Origin of the sequence: Limosilactobacillus fermentum (assembly GCF_013394085.1) — a bacterium.
Taxonomy (GTDB): domain Bacteria; phylum Bacillota; class Bacilli; order Lactobacillales; family Lactobacillaceae; genus Limosilactobacillus; species Limosilactobacillus fermentum.
On record NZ_CP040910.1, the window covers coordinates 1504149 to 1520964 of the forward strand.

The following is a 16816-nucleotide window of genomic DNA, read 5'->3' on the forward strand; positions in this document are numbered from 1 at the left end:
TTTGGTGCTCACCGATAACCTGGTTCTTCTGTAAGAGAAACATCCCCACTAGTACTTTTCCGAGGAAGCGTCGGTTAACTTCGGATAGTTCGTTAACCCGCGGAAAGGTCGCCATGGCGATAATGTAGGCCGTTGCCAGCGGAAAGATATTCCGGGTGATTGGGAAAACGGCGTTTAAGAGGTCGCTGAAGTAAAACTGGTTCTTCCAAACTAGTTGAAGGAGGACTGAACCGGCCCCATAGGCCACCAGGACTAACCAGGTGGTGACGACGCGGGTGCGGCAAAGCCGGTGTCGCTTCAAAGTTCGCCCAAGTTGCATTAACAACCACAGCTCGGCAATAATCAAAATCACGTGGACTAACTGGAGAACCGCCATCTTGAGGTTGTTTTCCGAGTAATTACTAAACTGAAGTTGTGAATCCCACATCCAGAGGTTCATCACCGTCAAGAGAAGGGCGATTAGCCAACCAGAGTTCGCTATTATTTTTTTCATGTTACTACCTTTATAAAAAGTGGGGTTGAAAGAAAATAACCGTTTCTTCCAACCCCTAATTCTATTTTATTGTCCCCTAGATAACGTGGAAAACCTCCGTAGCCCCACCACCTAAGGCCGGCCTACATTGAAGAGTGGTTTTCCCCCCCAATTATCTATTCTTCGTACTTCTTGGCCACCCGCCGTGCAATCTCGCCGTAGTGGGCCAATTCCTTGGCGTACTCATCATCGTACAGGTACTTGGCGTCCGCTTCCGGATCTTGGGAGGTCAGGATCTTTGGCCCGTCCTCCGTAATTACCAGGGTGTGCTCGTATTGGCACGACCAGCCACCGTCGGCCGTCTTAGCCAGCCAGCCAGACGGATCGGAGGTGTCGGCTTGCCAAGTGCCGGTGTTAATCATCGGTTCCACCGTGATCGTCATCCCCTTGCGTAGGCGTAGGCCGTGGCCGGCTTCCCCGTAGTGAGGTACCATTGGGTCTTCGTGCATCGTGGGTCCGATTCCGTGGCCAACAAATTCCTTGACGTCCCCGTAGCCATTTTCGTCTTCGGTGTAGTGCTGAATTACGGCACCAATGTCACCAATCCGGTTGCCCGGTACGCACTGGTCAATCCCCATGTACAAGGACTTCTTAGTGACGTCCATCAGCTTGGCAATCTCCGGTGACGGGGTGCCCACGGCGTACGACCAGCAAGAATCGGAAAAGGCGCCGTCGAGGTTGACCACCGTGTCGACCTTAACTAGATCGCCATCCTTTAAGATCAACTTCTTGCGCGGAAAACCGTGACAAATTTCATCGTTAACACTCACACAGGTTGCGTACTTGTACCCTTCAAAGCCAATTTGAGCGGCGATCGCCCCCGCTTGCTTGAAGTAATCACGGGCAAATTCTTCGATTACCCAGCTCGAAATGCCCGGCCGAATAATCTTTTGAATCCCCAGGTGCATCCCGGCTAAAACGGCGCCGGACTTTTCCATCGCACGGATTTCCCGTGGTGATTTTAAGCTAATCATTCACACTACTCCTTACATTTTATAAACTCTTACCAGTATAGCACTCTTTGAATGTGCTATACTATCGAAGGTTTTAAAATTACAAATCGTTCAAATCTTTGGAGGGATAATCATGGCAAAAGCACTCGTGGTTTACGCCACCATTACCGGAAACAATGAGGACGTCGCCGACATGGTCACCGGCGCCCTGGAGGACCTCGGCGTTGACGTTGAAATGACCGAAATGACGATGGCCGACGTCGCCGATTTCGATAACGTCGACCTTTGCGTGGTGTGCCCCTACACCTACGACGAAGGCTCCCTGCCTGACGAAGGGCTCGACTTCTTTGATGACTTAAAGGAAGCCGACTTAGCTGGAAAAGTCTACGGGGTCGCTGGTTCCGGTGACACCTTCTACGGTGATGATTACTGCAAGGCCGTTGACGAATTTGGCGCCGCCTTTGAACAAGCGGGTGCCACCAAGGGGAGCGAAAACGTCCACATCAACCTCGCCCCAGATGCCGAAGACGAGGAACGCTTGGTCAGCTTTGCCAAGGACCTCGTGGCCAAGCTAGGCTAGGAGGCCGTCATGCGCAAACTCTGGAACAAGTACGGCCAAGTGATCGCCTACCTCTTTTGGGGTGTGGTCACCACCCTGGTCAACATCGTGTCGTTCCAGTTCCTCTCCTCAGGGGTCCACTGGAACTACCAGGTGGCCAATGTAACGGCCTGGTTTTTATCCGTTTTAGTTGCCTACCTCACCAACAAGGTCTGGGTTTTTAACTCCCATTACACCACTTGGAAGGCCTTTTGGATTGAGATCTCCCAGTTCTCCTTTTACCGGGGCCTCACCCTCTTGATCGACATGGCCTTCATGTTCGTAGGGGTGACCTTGTTAAAGCTCAACACCCCAATCCAAGAACTAATGGTGAAGATCGTTGATAACGTGGTGGTCGTGGTCGCCAACTACATCTTCTCGCGGTGGCTGATCTTTAAGGACAACGAAAAAATTGCTAAGCGGTAGTAGTCGCTAACCAAATAAACTCCGGTCAGTCCGCGAAATGCGAATTGACCGGAGTTTTCTTTTGAGGAAGTCTTTCCAAATGTCATAGGGATCATATAACAAACAAGAGTTCTTGGTTTTATGCTGAAGTTCCCGTATAATGGAAAGGCAGGAAGTTATAAGGGCGGTGGCTGTCTTTTCCTGGTGAGATGAGGTCTATGGAAACATGGAAGAATCTTCAGAAAGGTTTCACAGCTAATGAGTGTCTTTCGGGCACTTACGTTGATGCTGATGTTTGGCACGTTTGTACTAACGTTGCTAGATTACATCAAAAAGCATCACAAATAGAAAAAGCCGTCCCACATTATAACTTTGGACGAGTTATGGGACGACTTTAGATTCTCGTAACAACGCCATCGCCTTTCTAGCGACCTGCGTCGGAGTCCTGTTGGCGCAGGGCTCCTTTTTGTATCTTCACTATAGCACGAAATACCAAATTGGGAGAATTAGTTGCCTTTGTTTACGGCTAACCTATTGCTCTTATGGTCCCACCCGGAATCGAACCGGGATCAATCGCTTAGGAGGCGGACGTACTATCCAATTATACTATGGGACCAACACAAGAAAAATTATCGCATTCTTTACCGGACTTGTAAAGGTGCGATAATCTTCTTGTTACTTTTATTGCTCTTCGTTTTTGCGCCGGTGCTTCAAGCGAATCCCCTTGTTCTTGCGGTTCTTCTTTTTGTGCTTGGCCTTGGCAGGCTGGCTGAAGGAATCTAGCGTGCGTACCACTTCTTTTTTCGGGTTTCCCTTGGCGTCGTGTTGACGCTTTTGCACCGCCTTGACGGTCGCCTTTTCAACCGACTTCCCCGCGTTCTTAGCGTCCTCGCCGGAAACCAACTGGCGCTTGTCGATCGTCATCGGCTCCAGCTGGTAGTCGGTGTCGGCCAAAAGCTTCTTGAGGTCGCGGAAGTCGTGGTCGTCCCCAAGGTTGACCACCAGGCCTGGTTCCCCCTGGCGCCCGGTCCGGCCCGTCCGGTGAACGTAGCCATCCGCCGTGTTCGGCAGCTCGAAGTTAACCACCGCCGGGAGCTTAGGAATGTCCAGGCCCCGGGCCGCCACGTCCGTTGTCAACAAGAGCTTAACTTGGTGTTTGCGGAACTGGCGCATCACCGTTTCACGTTCGGTTTGGCGCTGCCGCCCGCCCAAAGTGGCTGATGAAATACCGTCGTGGCGTAAGCGGCTGGCGGTGTAGTGGAGAGTCTTAATGCTAGTGAAAAAGACCAGCGCCCGGAAGTTCTTGGTTTGACTGAGCCGTTCCAGCATCACCGCTTTGTCACTCATCGTCCGGGCCACCACCAACCCGTGCTTAACCGGGCCGCGGGAGTGATCCTGGGCCCGCACGTCAATCTTGACCAGGTCGCGGCCAAACAAGACGTCGAGCTGTTCCAAGGTCGTTGATTGGGTGGCGGAGAAAAAGGCCAACTGGGTGTCTAGTGGCGTTGCCCGCTCAATGTCTTCGACCACCGCTTGGGTGTCGTCGCGCAAGAGGTCGTCGGCTTCGTCGATCACCAACGTGGCTAAGTTGTTTAACTTGAGGTCACGGGTGTCTAGCAGGTGAAGGATCCGCCCCGGCGTCCCCACGACGACTTCAGGGCGCTCCTTTTTCAACCGTTCCGTTTGGCGGCGCAGGTTAGCGCCCCCGGTCGCGGAGTGGACCTTAAGCCCCAGTAAGGCCGCCCATTCCCGCATCACCCGGGTGGTTTGCAGGGCCAATTCCTGTGACGGTTCGAGGACCAGGATTTGGGTTCCCTGCCCCTTCATCACCTTGGGTAACAGCGGCCAGGTGAAGGCCAGGGTCTTCCCCGAGCCGGTCGGGGCGATCCCAAAGACGGTCTTGTCCTCTTCTAAGGGCTTTTGGACCGCCTCTTGAATGGCGGTCAGTTGTTTGAAGTTGCGTTCTTCAAAGTGGGTTTGAAACTGTTCAATCAAATCAATCATCCTCTAGCGGTTGTTGTCAGCTGGGAAAGTGAGCTCCGCCGATTCACGCAGGTTGTACATGACGGCGTTCACTTCCCGGCTTAGGGTTTGCCAACGCTTGTAGTTGGCCACTTGTTCTGGGTCGTCCGGAGCGTTAAACAGAGCGGCGAAGTCGTTTAATTCATCGACCATCGAGTTTTCAAAGTACGGCGCCTCCAGTTCCGTTGGTTCCTGGTTGGCATCGAAGTAGGTCACCTTGGTGGTGTCAAAGATCGAATCAAAGACCAGGGTGTCCTTTAGGCCGTAGATTTCGGAAACCAGGTGGGAGTTAGCGGTCTTACCGAAGTTCAGGGTCACGGCAAACTGGTCGTAGGTTAAGATGGCCGTCCCCATTCCGTCAACGCCAGACTTGGTCATAGTTGGGAAGTAAACGACGCTGTCCGGCACGCCAAACAGGGTCACCGCCCCGTATACGGCGTAAACCCCGAGGTCCATCAAAGCCCCCCCGGCAAATTCCGGCGTGAAGATGTTCGGATACGGCTTCTCGTCGGCTAGGACCTTGTCGTAGCGCGAAGAGTACTTCATCACGGTGATGTTAGCCCCTTGGATCGTGTCCATCTTCTTTAATTGGTCTTCACCAGCGTGGAAGAGGCCGGTGTGAATGTGGCGCGCGGCTTCGACCAGGCGGGCCTTGGGGTGGGCGGCTAGCAACGATTCAATCCGGCTGAATTCTTCCGGGTTGACGAAGGCTGGCTTTTCTAGGATCACAAACTTATCGTTTTCGATCGCCAGGCGGGCCTGTTCGTAGTGCTTGCTGTTTGGTGAGGCGATGTAAACCACGTCAAAGTCGCCTTCATCAAAGAAGTCCTCCAGCGAGTCGTAGAAGGCGGTGGCGCCGTACGGTTCCCCGTATTCCTTGGCCCGGGTCAGGGTCCGGGAGTAGACCGCCGTCAATTGGTATTGACCAGTCGTCTTAGCGGCGTCTAACATTTGATCGGTGATAATGTTGGTTCCAATAATTCCAAGCTTGAGCATCGTAAATTCTCCTTTTTTCTCATGTTACTACTATTTTAACAACTTCCCCTGGTTTTTAACAGAAATGAAATCTTTTCTCATCAACATTCTGTGTATAATATATGTTGTTTAAAGCCGATGCTATCGAATGATAAGGCAAGTTTATAAAGTGGGGAGTATGTAAAATGCGGAAAAAGGGAATGTTACTGTTCGGCGCGGGACTAATGGCTGGAATCACTAGTTCGCTTGGTTTCAGCCACTCAAAAAAGAAAAACGAACGTTCAACCTCCTTACCGATCTTTTACGCCGGCACCTGGCGCTATTACGATGAGGAGCGGGACCGGACCCACGTCATTACCATCTCACCTGAACTCGAATTGGGGATCGATAACCAGGTGATTCCGGCTAACGTTCAACACGTTAGCACCGATCAACTTGTCTACCTCGATAAATTTGGTTACCACATCACGATCAAGGCCAACGAGCAGCGGCCCACCCGCCTGATCGATGAGGCGGACGACCAAGAATACCAAATCGAACCAGTGCAATAACATAAAGGGGCCGGGAAGGTTAGCTTCCCGGCCCCTTTTTTTATCTACTCTCCTCTTTCTCCTAACACACCCAGGGGATTTCCCACTTCCGTTTCGCTGCGGTATAATAAAAACATCTGATTTGCGGAAAGGAAGAATAGGATGTTAAAACGATTAGCAGTGTATTGCGGCGCCCGCGCTGGGCAGGACCCTTCCTTTATGGAAATGGCAACTGACTTTGGCCACCAGATGGCCGAACACGACGTCGCCCTGGTTTACGGTGGCGGTCGCTTCGGTCTCATGGGGGCGGTGGCCGACGCCGTCTTGGAAGCCGGTGGCCAGGCCCACGGGGTGATTACCGAAGAACTGGCCAACCGGGGCACTAGCCACCCGGACCTGACCAGCCTAGAAATCGTTGACGACATGAACACCCGCAAGAACCAAATGATGGAAATGGCGGACGGCTTACTCGCCCTCCCCGGTGGCCTGGGAACCCTAGAAGAAGTTAGCGAGGCCTTTTCCTGGACCGCCCTGGGCGATAACGCTAAACCGGTCGCCCTCTACAACTACCGCAACTTCTACCAACCCTTAAAGGACATGCTGGCCACGATGGAGATGACCGGCTTTACCGAACCGCCCTACGTCAACGCAATTAAGTTCGCCACCAACTTTGATGAGGTCGCCGACTTCATGAATCATTACCAGGCTCCGGCGATCCGTACTTACGAATAACTAGCCCTGCATGGCCGTCAACTGCGTCTTAATCGCGGTGGCGGCCACTTTTAGTTGGGCTTCTTCAACCGGGTACAAGCGGGGCAACCAGAACTGGCCCACCCCCGCCCGGGTAATTTGGGCCGGGAAGGACATGTAGCACTGATACTGCGGCTGATAGACCGCAACTGGCAGCACGGTGCTCCCGTTTTGTAATAAAACATCCAGGATCGCCAACGCCCACGAGCACAGAGTGTAACTGCCCTTGTCGACCGTCGTCAACACCCGGTACTCCTCCTCTCGAACGTCCACCAAGAGCTTGGCGGTATCCAGGGAATGGCCGTTAATCGGCTCCTCAATCGACCGCCCGTTGACCCGGACGCTCGACCAGATTGGCACCAGGTTGCCGTCGTGCTGGCCCAGCATGTAGCCGGTTACCGAGCTGGCCGGTTGCTCCACCGCCGCCGCCACCACCTGGTGCAAGCGGGCCGTATCGGTAATCGTACCGGTCCCCAGTACCCGCTGGACCGGTAACTGCCACTCTTGTTGGATCAAACCGGTCAAGGCTTCGTTAGGCGTCGCCAAGTTCAAGACCACCCCGCTAAAGCCACTTTCGGTAACGGCGGAGCGCCATTCTTGAATTGCTTGGACGTTGCCGGCCAGTTGCGCAAACGAATCCGGTTGGCCCAAGAAACGCTGCCCAATCGTCACCACCAAGACGTCAGCGGCCTTGAGGGCGGCCGGATCTTGGATCACCACTTCACAGTGGGGCGCCGGGCTGGCAGCCAGGTCAGCGGCCAGGCCCACCGCAATTTGATCATCTTGGTCCAATAATACCAGGCGGTCGACCCGGTTGGTGGCCGCTAACAGCCGCGCCAAGGTGACTCCTAAATTAGTTAAGCCAATTACGGCAATGGTTCGCATGATGATTCCTCCAATTAAAAAGCGTGGCCAATGACCTTCTCGGCAGGCCGGATGACTAAGCTAGGCCTGCGGTGATTGGCCACGTCTTCTATACTAAGATTTGAAACTAATAATAAGGGGCTGGGAACCCCTGCTCCCAGCCCCTATTTGATTGGTCACTTTCTTTATTCGTTACCCACTTCCGGGAAGAGGTTTAGCAGGTATTGTTGCGGTCCCTCTTCTAGGGGCAGGTCCACGTCCGCCGGCAGCAGTTCCTCGTGGTCGCCCACGTTGAAGCGGACCCCGTGGTCTAACCACACTTGGATCCCCAGCACGATTGCCGCCCGGATCAATTCCTGGGCGGTCACCGAGTACCCTTTAGCGATCACGGCTAACGGTTGGCTGGATTGCACCAGCTCCAAGTAACGGTCGTTGGCCACCTTCAGGCCAAAGGAAAGCATCATGCCGTTTTCCATCTTGGAAGCCATCTGTCCGGCAATCGTTAAGCTCGGGTCTTCAATCCGGCGTTGAACAAACTTCAGGGCCAACCGGTATTTGCGCGGGGCGTCGTACTCCTCGCAGAAGGCTTCCAGCTGGTTGACGAAATCAAGCCCCTCTTCTTTCATCCAGTCCTCCTGGGCGGTTGGTTCCTGGAGGGCGGCCTGCTCGTTTCGTTCGGTGGCGACCCTTACCTTGTCGGCCATGTCGTCCGGCGTTTCCGTCAGGAGGGTGTAGATCATGACCAGTTCGAGGAAGTTTAAGGTATCCTCTGAGATCCCGGCCTTGGAGAACGGATCGGTGTCAAAGCCGCGCATCGAGATGTATTGAACCCCATCGTTGATCGTTTTTTCCAAGTTGCTGGTCCGCCCGTGCAAACAGACCGGCCCAAAGTACTCGTGGAAGTTTTGGTAGGTGCCGTTTTCAAGGTAGTCGGCCAAGCTGTTGATGTAGGCGTCCAAAGAACTGTAATCAACCTGCTCGTTTGGTAAGTTGGTGAAGCCATACTTGGAATTACGCAAAGACCGGACCTGGTGTTCTAACTCCGGCGCCACGATGTCTTTGACGCTGGTCGCCACCGGGCTGGCCCCAAACAGGTAAGTAAAGAGCCATTGCCAACGGTAAAAGCCCTGGGCGAGCTTAAAGTAGAGGTGGTTTTGGAAATCAGCTTGGCGCCGGTACTTGTCCTGGTAGAAGCGGTGGTAGATTTCCTCTAGCAGCTGCTTGTCCAGGCCGTAACCGACGTGAACTCCCCCCATCAACAGCGACTTAATGCCGTACTTGCCGACTAGGTAGTGGTAAAAATCCTTTTGGTCGGGGCGTGAGCAGTTATAACTCAAAAAATCGAGGTCGTACTTGTAGACCAGGGCCGGGGGCATCGTTAACGGCCACAAGCGTTCCTGGCTTTCCATCTGGCGGTCAACGATCTGCTGAAGGATTTGCAGCTGGCGGACGGCCGCCTCGCTCCCCTTCATAATCACGGCGTTGAATTCCATCAGATTATCAGAAATTCCGCTCGTTAGGTAGGGGTTTTTCACCCGTGAACCCAGTTGACTCGGGTAAGGGTAACGGCTCGCCCGACCGTCAGTTAACACACGGTGGGCTTGCATCCGCATCCCAAAGCTTCCCGCAAATAACTTCGCCCGTAATTCTGGCTCATGCATTGCTTCTCGCATTGCCGCACATCGATCCATCATTGTCACCTCACAAGGCCCGGGGGCCCTTTTCAATTAATTTTTCCTCAAGGAGTTCATTATAGCACTTGTTTTTGAACGGGCGACACCGTTTTCACGATTAATCACGCACCGCCCCTACTTAAACTTGTGTTGCATAACGGTCAAAATATGCAAAATGACCGACAGGATGGCAAAGAAAATCACCACGAACACCGACCAGGACAGCCAGAAGGTGGCTGCAACGGCTAAGAAACTGAAGAGCCAGGTTTGGAGCCCCATCGTAATCAGGGTCACCAAGGCAATTGTAAAGAATAAAACTATGTATCTGAACACGGTTAAGGTCCACCTCTCTTTTACGTGCGGGTTGGCAATTTCTTGACCCAGCTTAGTTAGCTCCGCCACCTTGGCCTGGGGGAGTTCCTTCATCTTCCAGGTCCCCGTTTGCACCGCTTCGCCCACCTTAACGAGGCCGGCATCGAGCAGCACCTTATCGACCTGTTCCAGGGGTGGGTTGGAGGCCCGAAAGATAAAGTTTTTGATTGGGCCGGCGTAACACGAAGTCAGCGATACGTAACGCTTGCCGGCAAATTTCCCGGGAAATAACCGTCCGGTGTGGTCCTCACGGTAAAAGCGGCGCCGGAAACAGTCAAAGAAGTTTTTCAATTGTCCACTCATGTTCCCTAGATAAGTGGGTGATGAGATGATCCACACGTCAGCCGCCAGCAGTTTCTTTTCTAACTCCCGCAACACCGGGTTGGGGTGCCCCGGATAATCCGGTCCAATCTGGTAATCCGCCAGGTAGATGGTCTCCACTTCCCACGCCGGATCCATTGTTAACCCGGCGGTTGTCGCCGCCAACATCTGTCCGGAAATACCGGTTTGTTTATGTGACGCTAAGATTGCTAACGCTCGCATCGATCTGCCACCCCCTTTTTTCAATTAGGGTTATTATAGCAAATTCCGCACTAAGTTGAAATTGAGCCATTCATTTGGCGCCCGCTGGTAAATATGCTATCCTAGGGTTAATTTGAAACCGAATACAAAGGAGATTTCGATATGGCAGTTTCTAAGATTAGCATCTCCCCCGAAGCAAGTAAGTGGTTCCGTGAGGGCATGGGCGTTCCCGAAGGTGGCGGGGTCCACTTTTTCGGCCGGGTTTACGGTGAAACCAACGCCCACGAAGGGTTCTCAACCGGGATGAGCCGGCACGACCAACCAGTTCAGCCACTGGTCGACCAAGTCGTTGACGGTGTTCACTACTACATCGAAGAATCAGAAAACTGGTTCTTTGAAGGCCTCGACGTCCAAGTCGACTACGACAAGTCCATCGACGGCCCTGTTTATTACTACACCCCTAACGACGGCTCTAAGCTAGACACCCACGCCCACTCTTCCAAGACGGAACCGTAAGGAGTGAGTGTGAACCAGCCCACTTGGCAGGCCGTTGGGCTAAGCTAGGGCGAACGGTTGGTGTGGTACGCACCGTTCTTCGCCCGTACTTAGGCACTAGGCCTGCGGCTGGTGAGCACGTTATCAGAGTGAGTGTGAACCTACCTACTTCCCCACGCTTAGCCTTTTAGGTTATAATGGAAATACCAAAGGAGCCCTGCTGATAACAGGACTCCAGCGCAGGTCGCTAAAAAGGCACTGGCGTTGTTATATGTGACATAAAGTCGTCCTATAACTGCTCAAAGTTATTTTGTAGGACGGCTTTTTCTATTTGTGATGCTTCTTGATGTAATCCAACAACGTTATTACAAACGTGCCGAACATCAGCATCAGGGTTAGCGCCTGAAAGACGCGCAGTACAACAAAAGGGCTCCAGTAGTTCGCTTTACGAACCCGACTGGAGCCCTTTATTTTACGGGAAACATCAAGACCAAGGTTTCCCCTTTTATAGCTGATACTAAAACACCCCCTGGGAACGTCGCGTTCCTGGGGGGGTTAGTTTATTATTCGTACAGGGCGGCCACTTGTTCTTGGGCCGTCGGGTGGGCCAAAAAGTCATCGTAAGTGGTGTCGGCGCGGCTCACAAAGCCGTTTGGTCCCACTTCAATCAGGTGGTCAGCAATCGTTTGAATGAATTCGTGGTCGTGGCTGGTGAAGAGGATCGAGCCTGGGAAGCTTTCCATGGCGTCGTTTAGCGCCGTGATCGATTCCAGGTCGAGGTGGTTGGTCGGGTCGTCCATCAATAAGACGTTGGCGTGTTGCAACATCATCTTGGATAAGAGGCACCGCACCTTTTCGTCCCCGGAAAGGACCTTGATTTGCTTGTCAATTTCTTCCCCGGAGAACAGCATCTTCCCTAAGAAGCCGCGCAGGAAGGTATTGTCGTTTTCCTCTTTGGTGGCAAATTGGCGCAACCAGTCAATGATCGTCAATTCATCGTTATCAAAGGCGGCGTTTAAGTCACGGGACATGTAGTTAGTAGAGGTCGTTTGGCCCCAGATAACGGTCCCTTCGTCCGGCGTTATTTCCCCGGCAATAATTTGCATCAAGACGGTCGTCGCCATGTCGTTGCGGGACAAGAAGGCCACCTTTTCGCCCGGCCGGATCAAGAAGGAGACGTCGTTTAACAACTTTTCGCCGTCAACGGTGTGGGAAATGTGTTCCACCTTTAATAGGTCGTTTCCCAGCGGTCGGTCCTGTTCAAACTTGATGTAGGGGTACTTACGCATTGACGGTTGGATGTCTTCTAAGGTGATCTTTTCCAACTGCTTCTTACGGGAAGTGGCCTGCTTGTGCTTGGAGGCGTTGGCCGAGAAGCGGGCGATGAACTCTTGGAGCTCCTTGATCTTTTCTTCCTTCTTAGCGTTTTGGTTGGCGGCTAATTGGGCAGCCAGTTGGCTAGATTCGTACCAGAAGTCGTAGTTCCCCACGTAGAGCTTGATCTTTTGGAAGTCTACGTCACACATCTGGGTGCAGACTTGGTTTAAGAAGTGACGGTCGTGGGAGACGACGATCACGATCTTATCGTAGCCGGCCAGGAAGTCTTCCAGCCAGGCGATCGTGTGAACGTCCAGCCCGTTGGTCGGTTCGTCTAGCAAAAGGATGTCTGGCGAGTCGAACAGGGCTTGGGCCAAGAGGACCTTCACCTTGTCGCTTTCGGCCAGTTCACCCATCAAGGTGTCGTGTAGGCTTTCCGGAATCCCCAGTGATTGGAGGAGTTGGGAGGCGTTGGCTTCGGCGTTCCAGCCGTCCATTTCGGCAAATTCGGCTTCCAGTTCGGCCACCTTCACCCCGTCTTCATCGGAGAAGTCCGGCTTGGCGTAGAGGGCGTCTTTTTCTTGCATGATTTGGTACAGCTTGGCGTGGCCCTGAATCACGGTGTCCATGACCGTGCAGTCGTCAAAGGCGAAGTGGTCCTGGTTTAAGGAGGTCATCCGTTCGTTAGGGCCAATCGAAATCGTCCCGGTCGTCGGGCTCATCTTCCCTTCCAACAGCTTTAAGAAGGTGGACTTGCCGGCCCCGTTCGCCCCAATCACCCCGTAGCAGTTACCAGGCGTGAACTTGAGGTTAACGTCGCGGTACAAGGTCCGGCCTGACAGGTTCAGGCTCAGGTCAGTAATGGTAATCACGTGCAATTTCCTCGTGTTTTCTAAAATTTTGCTCTCACCAATTTAGCACGAACTAACGCTTCCGGGCAAGCCTCCCTACTCAATCAAAACGGGCGTCATCAAAACTTAATCTTCATAAAATAAGCAACGCCCACCACTTGGCGAGCGTTGCTTAGATTGTGCGCTGTGTTTAGAGGTCCCGTTCCGGAGCCTTCCCCAGTTCCGCTTGGATCATCCAAAGCCGCTTTTCGGTCGCGGTCTTGAAGCCAATGAAGATGTCCTGGGTGGAGAAGTCCTTTTCATCGTCACTAATTTCGATCCCCTGCTGGTAGAGATCGGCTAAGTAACGGTAGTCCTTGGCTAGCACTTCGAACCGTTCGGGCGTTGACTTGTTCCAGTTGCCTGGTTCGTCGGGAATCTTGGTGTGTTCCGCCATTTCCTTAAGGGTGGAGTATGGTGAACCATCAAGGGCGATCAGCCGTTCGGAAATTTCGTCTAGTTGGCCGTTCAAATCGTCCATCCAGTCGTCCATCAGCGGGTGGAGCTTCAAGAAGTTTTCCCCGCGCATGTACCAGTGGGTTTGGTGAACCACCATCACCAGTTGGCTCAGGTCAGCAACGAGTTGGTTGAGTACTTCCTTGGTCTTTTCGTATTTCATGAATTAAACCTCCCTTTACGTAAATAAGGTAACACAATTTAAAACCGCTTTCAAATGTTTTGCTTAAACGCGCAACGCCCCTAGTCTAGGCGTTCAATTTTACCGGCGGCAATCGGTAAGGTAACGTGTTGTTCGTACTTGTCGTTAAGCTTACCCGCCACGGTCGCCGGCAATTCTAATTCCGCCGGTACCCCGTGGACGTAGACGACCCGCTTATCAAGGGCCAGTGCTTGGTCGTGGAAGACCTCCTTGAACTTAGCCTCTAGCTTAGCCAACGGGACGTCCTTTTCGTAACTGTAGTAGCCCGTTGCGTCGGCCACCGGGTAGTTATCGTTGGGGATGTTCATCTCGTGGGGAGCGGCATCCAGTGGCACCATCGTCGTCCCGGAGACGGGCTCGGTTTCCGGTAGGTCAATGTAGCCATCGTGGTTAACGTCTTGGGCCTCAGTTGGAATACTGGCGTCCTTGCCATCCGGGAAACCATGGAAGTGCTCCCAGTGCTGGATGTTAGCGGGGGTATCAAACATCTCCAACTTAATGTGGAGATTATCGCCTTCGGTGGTGAATTCTACGTAGCCGTGCGCCTCAGTCCCAATTTTGGCGGCGTTGAGCGGCTTAATTTCCGCACGGTATTTAGTCATCAAAATTCCTCCAATCCAATTTTAAGTGTTCCCAATCTGGGATCATTGTAGCGCTTGCGGCCCAAAAGTGAATTGATAAGGATCAAGGATAAGCAAAAGCGGTGGAAAGAAACGAACCAGACTGCGGAGGGGAGACAGGACAAATGTTTGGATTTGTGCAATAAAGTGAGTGCGACCAACCTCCTCGACAGGCCGTTGGGCTAAGCTAGGGCGGGGGTTAGTGCGGTACGCACTGTTCTCTGCCCGTACTTAGCCACTAAGCCTGTGGTTGGGAGCACGTTATCTGGAAATGCGACCAACCTCCTCGACAAGCCGTTGGGTCGCACTTCCATTTTGCGTAAATTTGCAGATTTGTCCTGTCCTATTTGCCGCTTTGTCCTCAAACTGGAAGTGGCTCCCGACCTTCCCAACGGTAGAGAAAAAAGCATCAAAAAAGAGGCGGTGACACATTGGTCACTGCCCCTTAATTTCACTAATAACCGAACGCTGAGCCCGTGGTCCCCGTCCCGTAGGAGCTAGTCCCGTATGAACTAGTGCCATAAGAGCTGGTGCCGTAGCTAGAGCTGGTCGAAGAAGAACTGGTGCCGCTGCCCGGGCTATTGTAAGAAGCCCCGTTTGGTAGAACAAAGTTAACGTTGGTGTAACCATCGTAAGTCGTTTGCTCGTTGTACATCCTTGTTTCGGCGTTGGTAACGGTCTTGGTCTTCAAGCCTAATTGGGTCCGAATTAACTTAGAAATCCGGTTAATTTCCTTTGGCGTGGCGATTTGGAAGGAAACCCCTTCGATCGTCGCATCCAGGTCTTGCATGTGGTAGGTCTTAACGTTATCCATGGCGGCGTGGTAGTTGGTGTACAAAGCAGCCACGTTGTCAATCGGAATATCGGTCTTCACCCCGTCCCCGACGGCCTTTAAGATGTCGTTGGCCGCGGTGATGCTCCCGGACTTCTTAAAGGTCTTGATGACGGATTCCATCACTTGTTGCTGGCGCTTTTGCCGGCCGTAGTCCCCGTTTGGATCGTCGTAACGCATCCGGGAGTACTTCAGGGCGTTGGCCCCGTTCAAGTGTTGCTTCCCCTTCTTAAAGTGGTGCCCTTCATAAGTGAAGGCGAACGGGTTGTCGACGGTGACCCCACCAACGGCGTTAACCACCTTTTCCAAGACCCCCATGTTGATCACGGCGTAGTAATCAATCGGTACGCCGAGTAATTCCTTAACCTGCTTGACGGTTTGCTTGGCCCCGCCGATTTGGTAGGTGGCGTTGATCTTAACGTAATCGGCCCCTTCGTCGGTGTTCACCTTGATCAGGGTATCACGCGGAATCGAGGTCATTGTAATCGTCTTCTTCTTGGGGTTAATCGTGATCAATTCCAGGGTATCGGTGTTCCCACCGGTATTCCCCCGGTTTAAGGCCCCCACGTCGGTCCCCATCGCTAAAATTGAGATCGGCTTACCGGCCTTTAACTTCGCTGAGATCTTCCCGCTCCCGCTAGAGAAGACATCCTTAGCGGTGCTATTGATTTGGTGGTATTCATAGGCCCCCCCGGCCACAATTAACAAGAGGATCAAGAAGATGATCCGCTTCACCCACTTAAACCACTTCTTACCGCCCCGGTAGTATGGCGGGTGGGGATTGCGCCCGTTGCCACCGGTTCCGGCACCGTTCGTACCAGACTCGGGTTGGTTGTTTACCCGGCGCCGGTAGTCGGCACGCGTTTCGTTTTCTTCGTTCATAACTACAATACCTCAACAGTGATATAACATTTTTACTAACGTTACCACTTTATCAGAACCATCTAATTGTGGTCAATTTGCCCCGGTGATTTTAATAAATCCGTAAGGTCTTTACTTATTTTTCACCAGTCAAAAGGCGAGCTGACGGGCGTTCAGCGAACGGACGTCGACTACGGGATTAAAAAAGGGGCGCACCCATTCGCAGATGCGTCCCAGATTCTTCTAATTTTGGTCACCGCGGATTTTATCTAACAGGTCACCAAAGGTTTGCTTTTCTTCCGCCGTCAGGTTCTTAAAGAGCCCCTCAAACATCGTCTTTTGGGCGTCTTCCACTTCGGCGGCCCGTGCCTTACCCAGGTCGGTTAAGAAGAGCAGGGTTGCCCGCTTATCCTTCGGGTCAACCTCGCGCTTTAGGTAGCCGTCGTCTTCTAACTTGCTAACCAGCTCGGAAGTCGAGGATTGGTTGATACCAAAGCCCTCGGCCAGTTCCTTTTGCCGAATACCGTCAGGGTGCTTACCGATTAACACTAAGAGGTGTTCGCGACTGTGACCATGCCCCAGCCCCGGCTTGGCAAATGGCGGCATGTGGTGCCTCCCCATCATCATGCCTGGGCCCATGCCGCCGTGCATTGGGCAGCCCTGGCCGTTTGGTCCGTGTTCGTGGTGGTGGCACTTGCCCCCCATTGGGCCGGAGCCGTGGACCCGTTTGTGCAGGCCCTTCACCGTCTTCATCAGCTTATGCATTAACTCTTGGTCGTTGATTTCCGTCATGTTACTTCATCCCTTCGTATTAGGTTGATTTTAATTTACTTCGGTACCGATGGCTTTAGGATAACCCCAGCGAAGCGGGAAGTCAATTTATTTCGTCACCGAAGTAATTTACACTTTAGGACCCCGCTCCCGGTACTGGCGGGGAGTCACCCCGG

General features: G+C 52.9%; 18 protein-coding genes, 1 tRNA gene and 1 pseudogene. 6 read left to right on the top strand and 14 right to left on the bottom strand.

The window, feature by feature from the left end; translation table 11 throughout:
* A pseudogene (locus FG166_RS07570) lies at positions 1-493 on the bottom strand (LTA synthase family protein); the annotation flags it as partial.
* Positions 494-648: 155 nt separating this feature from the next.
* Positions 649-1506, bottom strand: a complete 858-nt coding sequence (gene map, locus FG166_RS07575; protein WP_021349826.1) for a type I methionyl aminopeptidase — start codon at positions 1504-1506, stop codon at positions 649-651.
* 112 nt (positions 1507-1618) lie between these two features.
* Between map and FG166_RS07580 the strand changes: the two genes are divergently transcribed.
* From FG166_RS07580 to FG166_RS09790, 3 genes are all read left to right on the top strand, one after another.
* Positions 1619-2065, top strand: a complete 447-nt coding sequence (locus tag FG166_RS07580; RefSeq protein ID WP_003684119.1) for a flavodoxin — start codon at positions 1619-1621, stop codon at positions 2063-2065.
* 9 nt (positions 2066-2074) lie between these two features.
* Positions 2075-2509, top strand: coding sequence for a GtrA family protein (locus FG166_RS07585; RefSeq protein ID WP_003684117.1), 435 nt, complete (start codon positions 2075-2077; stop codon positions 2507-2509).
* Between the two features lie 270 nt (positions 2510-2779).
* Positions 2780-2836: a hypothetical protein gene (locus FG166_RS09790; RefSeq protein ID WP_349816441.1), complete on the top strand. Its 57-nt coding sequence runs from the start codon at positions 2780-2782 to the stop codon at positions 2834-2836.
* Between the two features lie 195 nt (positions 2837-3031).
* On the opposite strand, the gene FG166_RS07590 is transcribed toward FG166_RS09790, so the two are convergent.
* The 3 genes from FG166_RS07590 to FG166_RS07600 form a co-directional block, all read right to left on the bottom strand.
* Positions 3032-3104, bottom strand: a tRNA-Arg gene (locus FG166_RS07590).
* 65 nt (positions 3105-3169) lie between these two features.
* A complete protein-coding gene (locus tag FG166_RS07595) occupies positions 3170-4483 on the bottom strand; it encodes a DEAD/DEAH box helicase (protein WP_035431223.1) in 1314 nt (437 codons plus the stop codon).
* A 12-nt stretch (positions 4484-4495) separates the two neighbouring features.
* Positions 4496-5506, bottom strand: coding sequence for a Gfo/Idh/MocA family protein (locus FG166_RS07600; protein WP_003684114.1), 1011 nt, complete (start codon positions 5504-5506; stop codon positions 4496-4498).
* A gap of 164 nt (positions 5507-5670) precedes the next feature.
* On the opposite strand from FG166_RS07600, the gene FG166_RS07605 reads away from it, so the two are divergent.
* Both FG166_RS07605 and FG166_RS07610 read left to right on the top strand, forming a co-directional pair.
* Positions 5671-6036, top strand: a complete 366-nt coding sequence (locus FG166_RS07605) for a DUF4828 domain-containing protein (RefSeq protein ID WP_003684113.1) — start codon at positions 5671-5673, stop codon at positions 6034-6036.
* A gap of 141 nt (positions 6037-6177) precedes the next feature.
* On the top strand, positions 6178-6747 hold the full coding sequence (locus FG166_RS07610; protein ID WP_003684112.1) for an LOG family protein: 570 nt from the start codon (positions 6178-6180) through the stop codon (positions 6745-6747).
* Here the strand turns inward: FG166_RS07610 and FG166_RS07615 are convergent, their stop codons facing one another.
* The 3 genes from FG166_RS07615 to FG166_RS07625 all read right to left on the bottom strand — a co-directional run bounded on the left by FG166_RS07615 (position 6748) and on the right by FG166_RS07625 (position 10217).
* The gene (locus tag FG166_RS07615; protein ID WP_003684111.1) at positions 6748-7650 is read right to left on the bottom strand and encodes a lactate/malate family dehydrogenase; all 903 of its coding nucleotides are present in this window, start codon (positions 7648-7650) and stop codon (positions 6748-6750) included.
* A gap of 164 nt (positions 7651-7814) precedes the next feature.
* On the bottom strand, positions 7815-9302 hold the full coding sequence (locus tag FG166_RS07620) for a glutamate--cysteine ligase (protein WP_240839871.1): 1488 nt from the start codon (positions 9300-9302) through the stop codon (positions 7815-7817).
* A 135-nt stretch (positions 9303-9437) separates the two neighbouring features.
* Positions 9438-10217 carry a flavodoxin family protein gene (locus tag FG166_RS07625; protein ID WP_003684109.1) on the bottom strand — a complete coding sequence of 260 codons (780 nt, stop codon included), beginning with the start codon at positions 10215-10217 and terminating at the stop codon, positions 9438-9440.
* 141 nt (positions 10218-10358) lie between these two features.
* On the opposite strand from FG166_RS07625, the gene FG166_RS07630 reads away from it, so the two are divergent.
* Entirely contained in the window at positions 10359-10712 is a 354-nt protein-coding gene (locus FG166_RS07630; RefSeq protein ID WP_003684108.1) for a HesB/YadR/YfhF family protein, read from the top strand.
* Between the two features lie 306 nt (positions 10713-11018).
* Here FG166_RS07630 and FG166_RS09795 read toward each other — a convergent pair whose 3' ends face one another.
* From FG166_RS09795 to FG166_RS07655, 6 genes are all read right to left on the bottom strand, one after another.
* On the bottom strand, positions 11019-11207 hold the full coding sequence (locus FG166_RS09795) for a putative holin-like toxin (RefSeq protein ID WP_370530682.1): 189 nt from the start codon (positions 11205-11207) through the stop codon (positions 11019-11021).
* A gap of 47 nt (positions 11208-11254) precedes the next feature.
* Entirely contained in the window at positions 11255-12880 is a 1626-nt protein-coding gene (locus FG166_RS07635; protein ID WP_003684107.1) for an ABC-F family ATP-binding cassette domain-containing protein, read from the bottom strand.
* Positions 12881-13049: 169 nt separating this feature from the next.
* Positions 13050-13517 carry a Dps family protein gene (locus tag FG166_RS07640; protein ID WP_003684103.1) on the bottom strand — a complete coding sequence of 156 codons (468 nt, stop codon included), beginning with the start codon at positions 13515-13517 and terminating at the stop codon, positions 13050-13052.
* Between the two features lie 80 nt (positions 13518-13597).
* Positions 13598-14161 (bottom strand): hypothetical protein, encoded by a 564-nt coding sequence (locus FG166_RS07645; RefSeq protein WP_004563015.1) that lies wholly within the window; start codon positions 14159-14161, stop codon positions 13598-13600.
* A gap of 469 nt (positions 14162-14630) precedes the next feature.
* Positions 14631-15890 carry an LCP family protein gene (locus FG166_RS07650; RefSeq protein ID WP_003684096.1) on the bottom strand — a complete coding sequence of 420 codons (1260 nt, stop codon included), beginning with the start codon at positions 15888-15890 and terminating at the stop codon, positions 14631-14633.
* Positions 15891-16112: 222 nt separating this feature from the next.
* Positions 16113-16661: a MarR family winged helix-turn-helix transcriptional regulator gene (locus tag FG166_RS07655; RefSeq protein ID WP_003684094.1), complete on the bottom strand. Its 549-nt coding sequence runs from the start codon at positions 16659-16661 to the stop codon at positions 16113-16115.
* Positions 16662-16816: the final 155 nt, after the last annotated feature.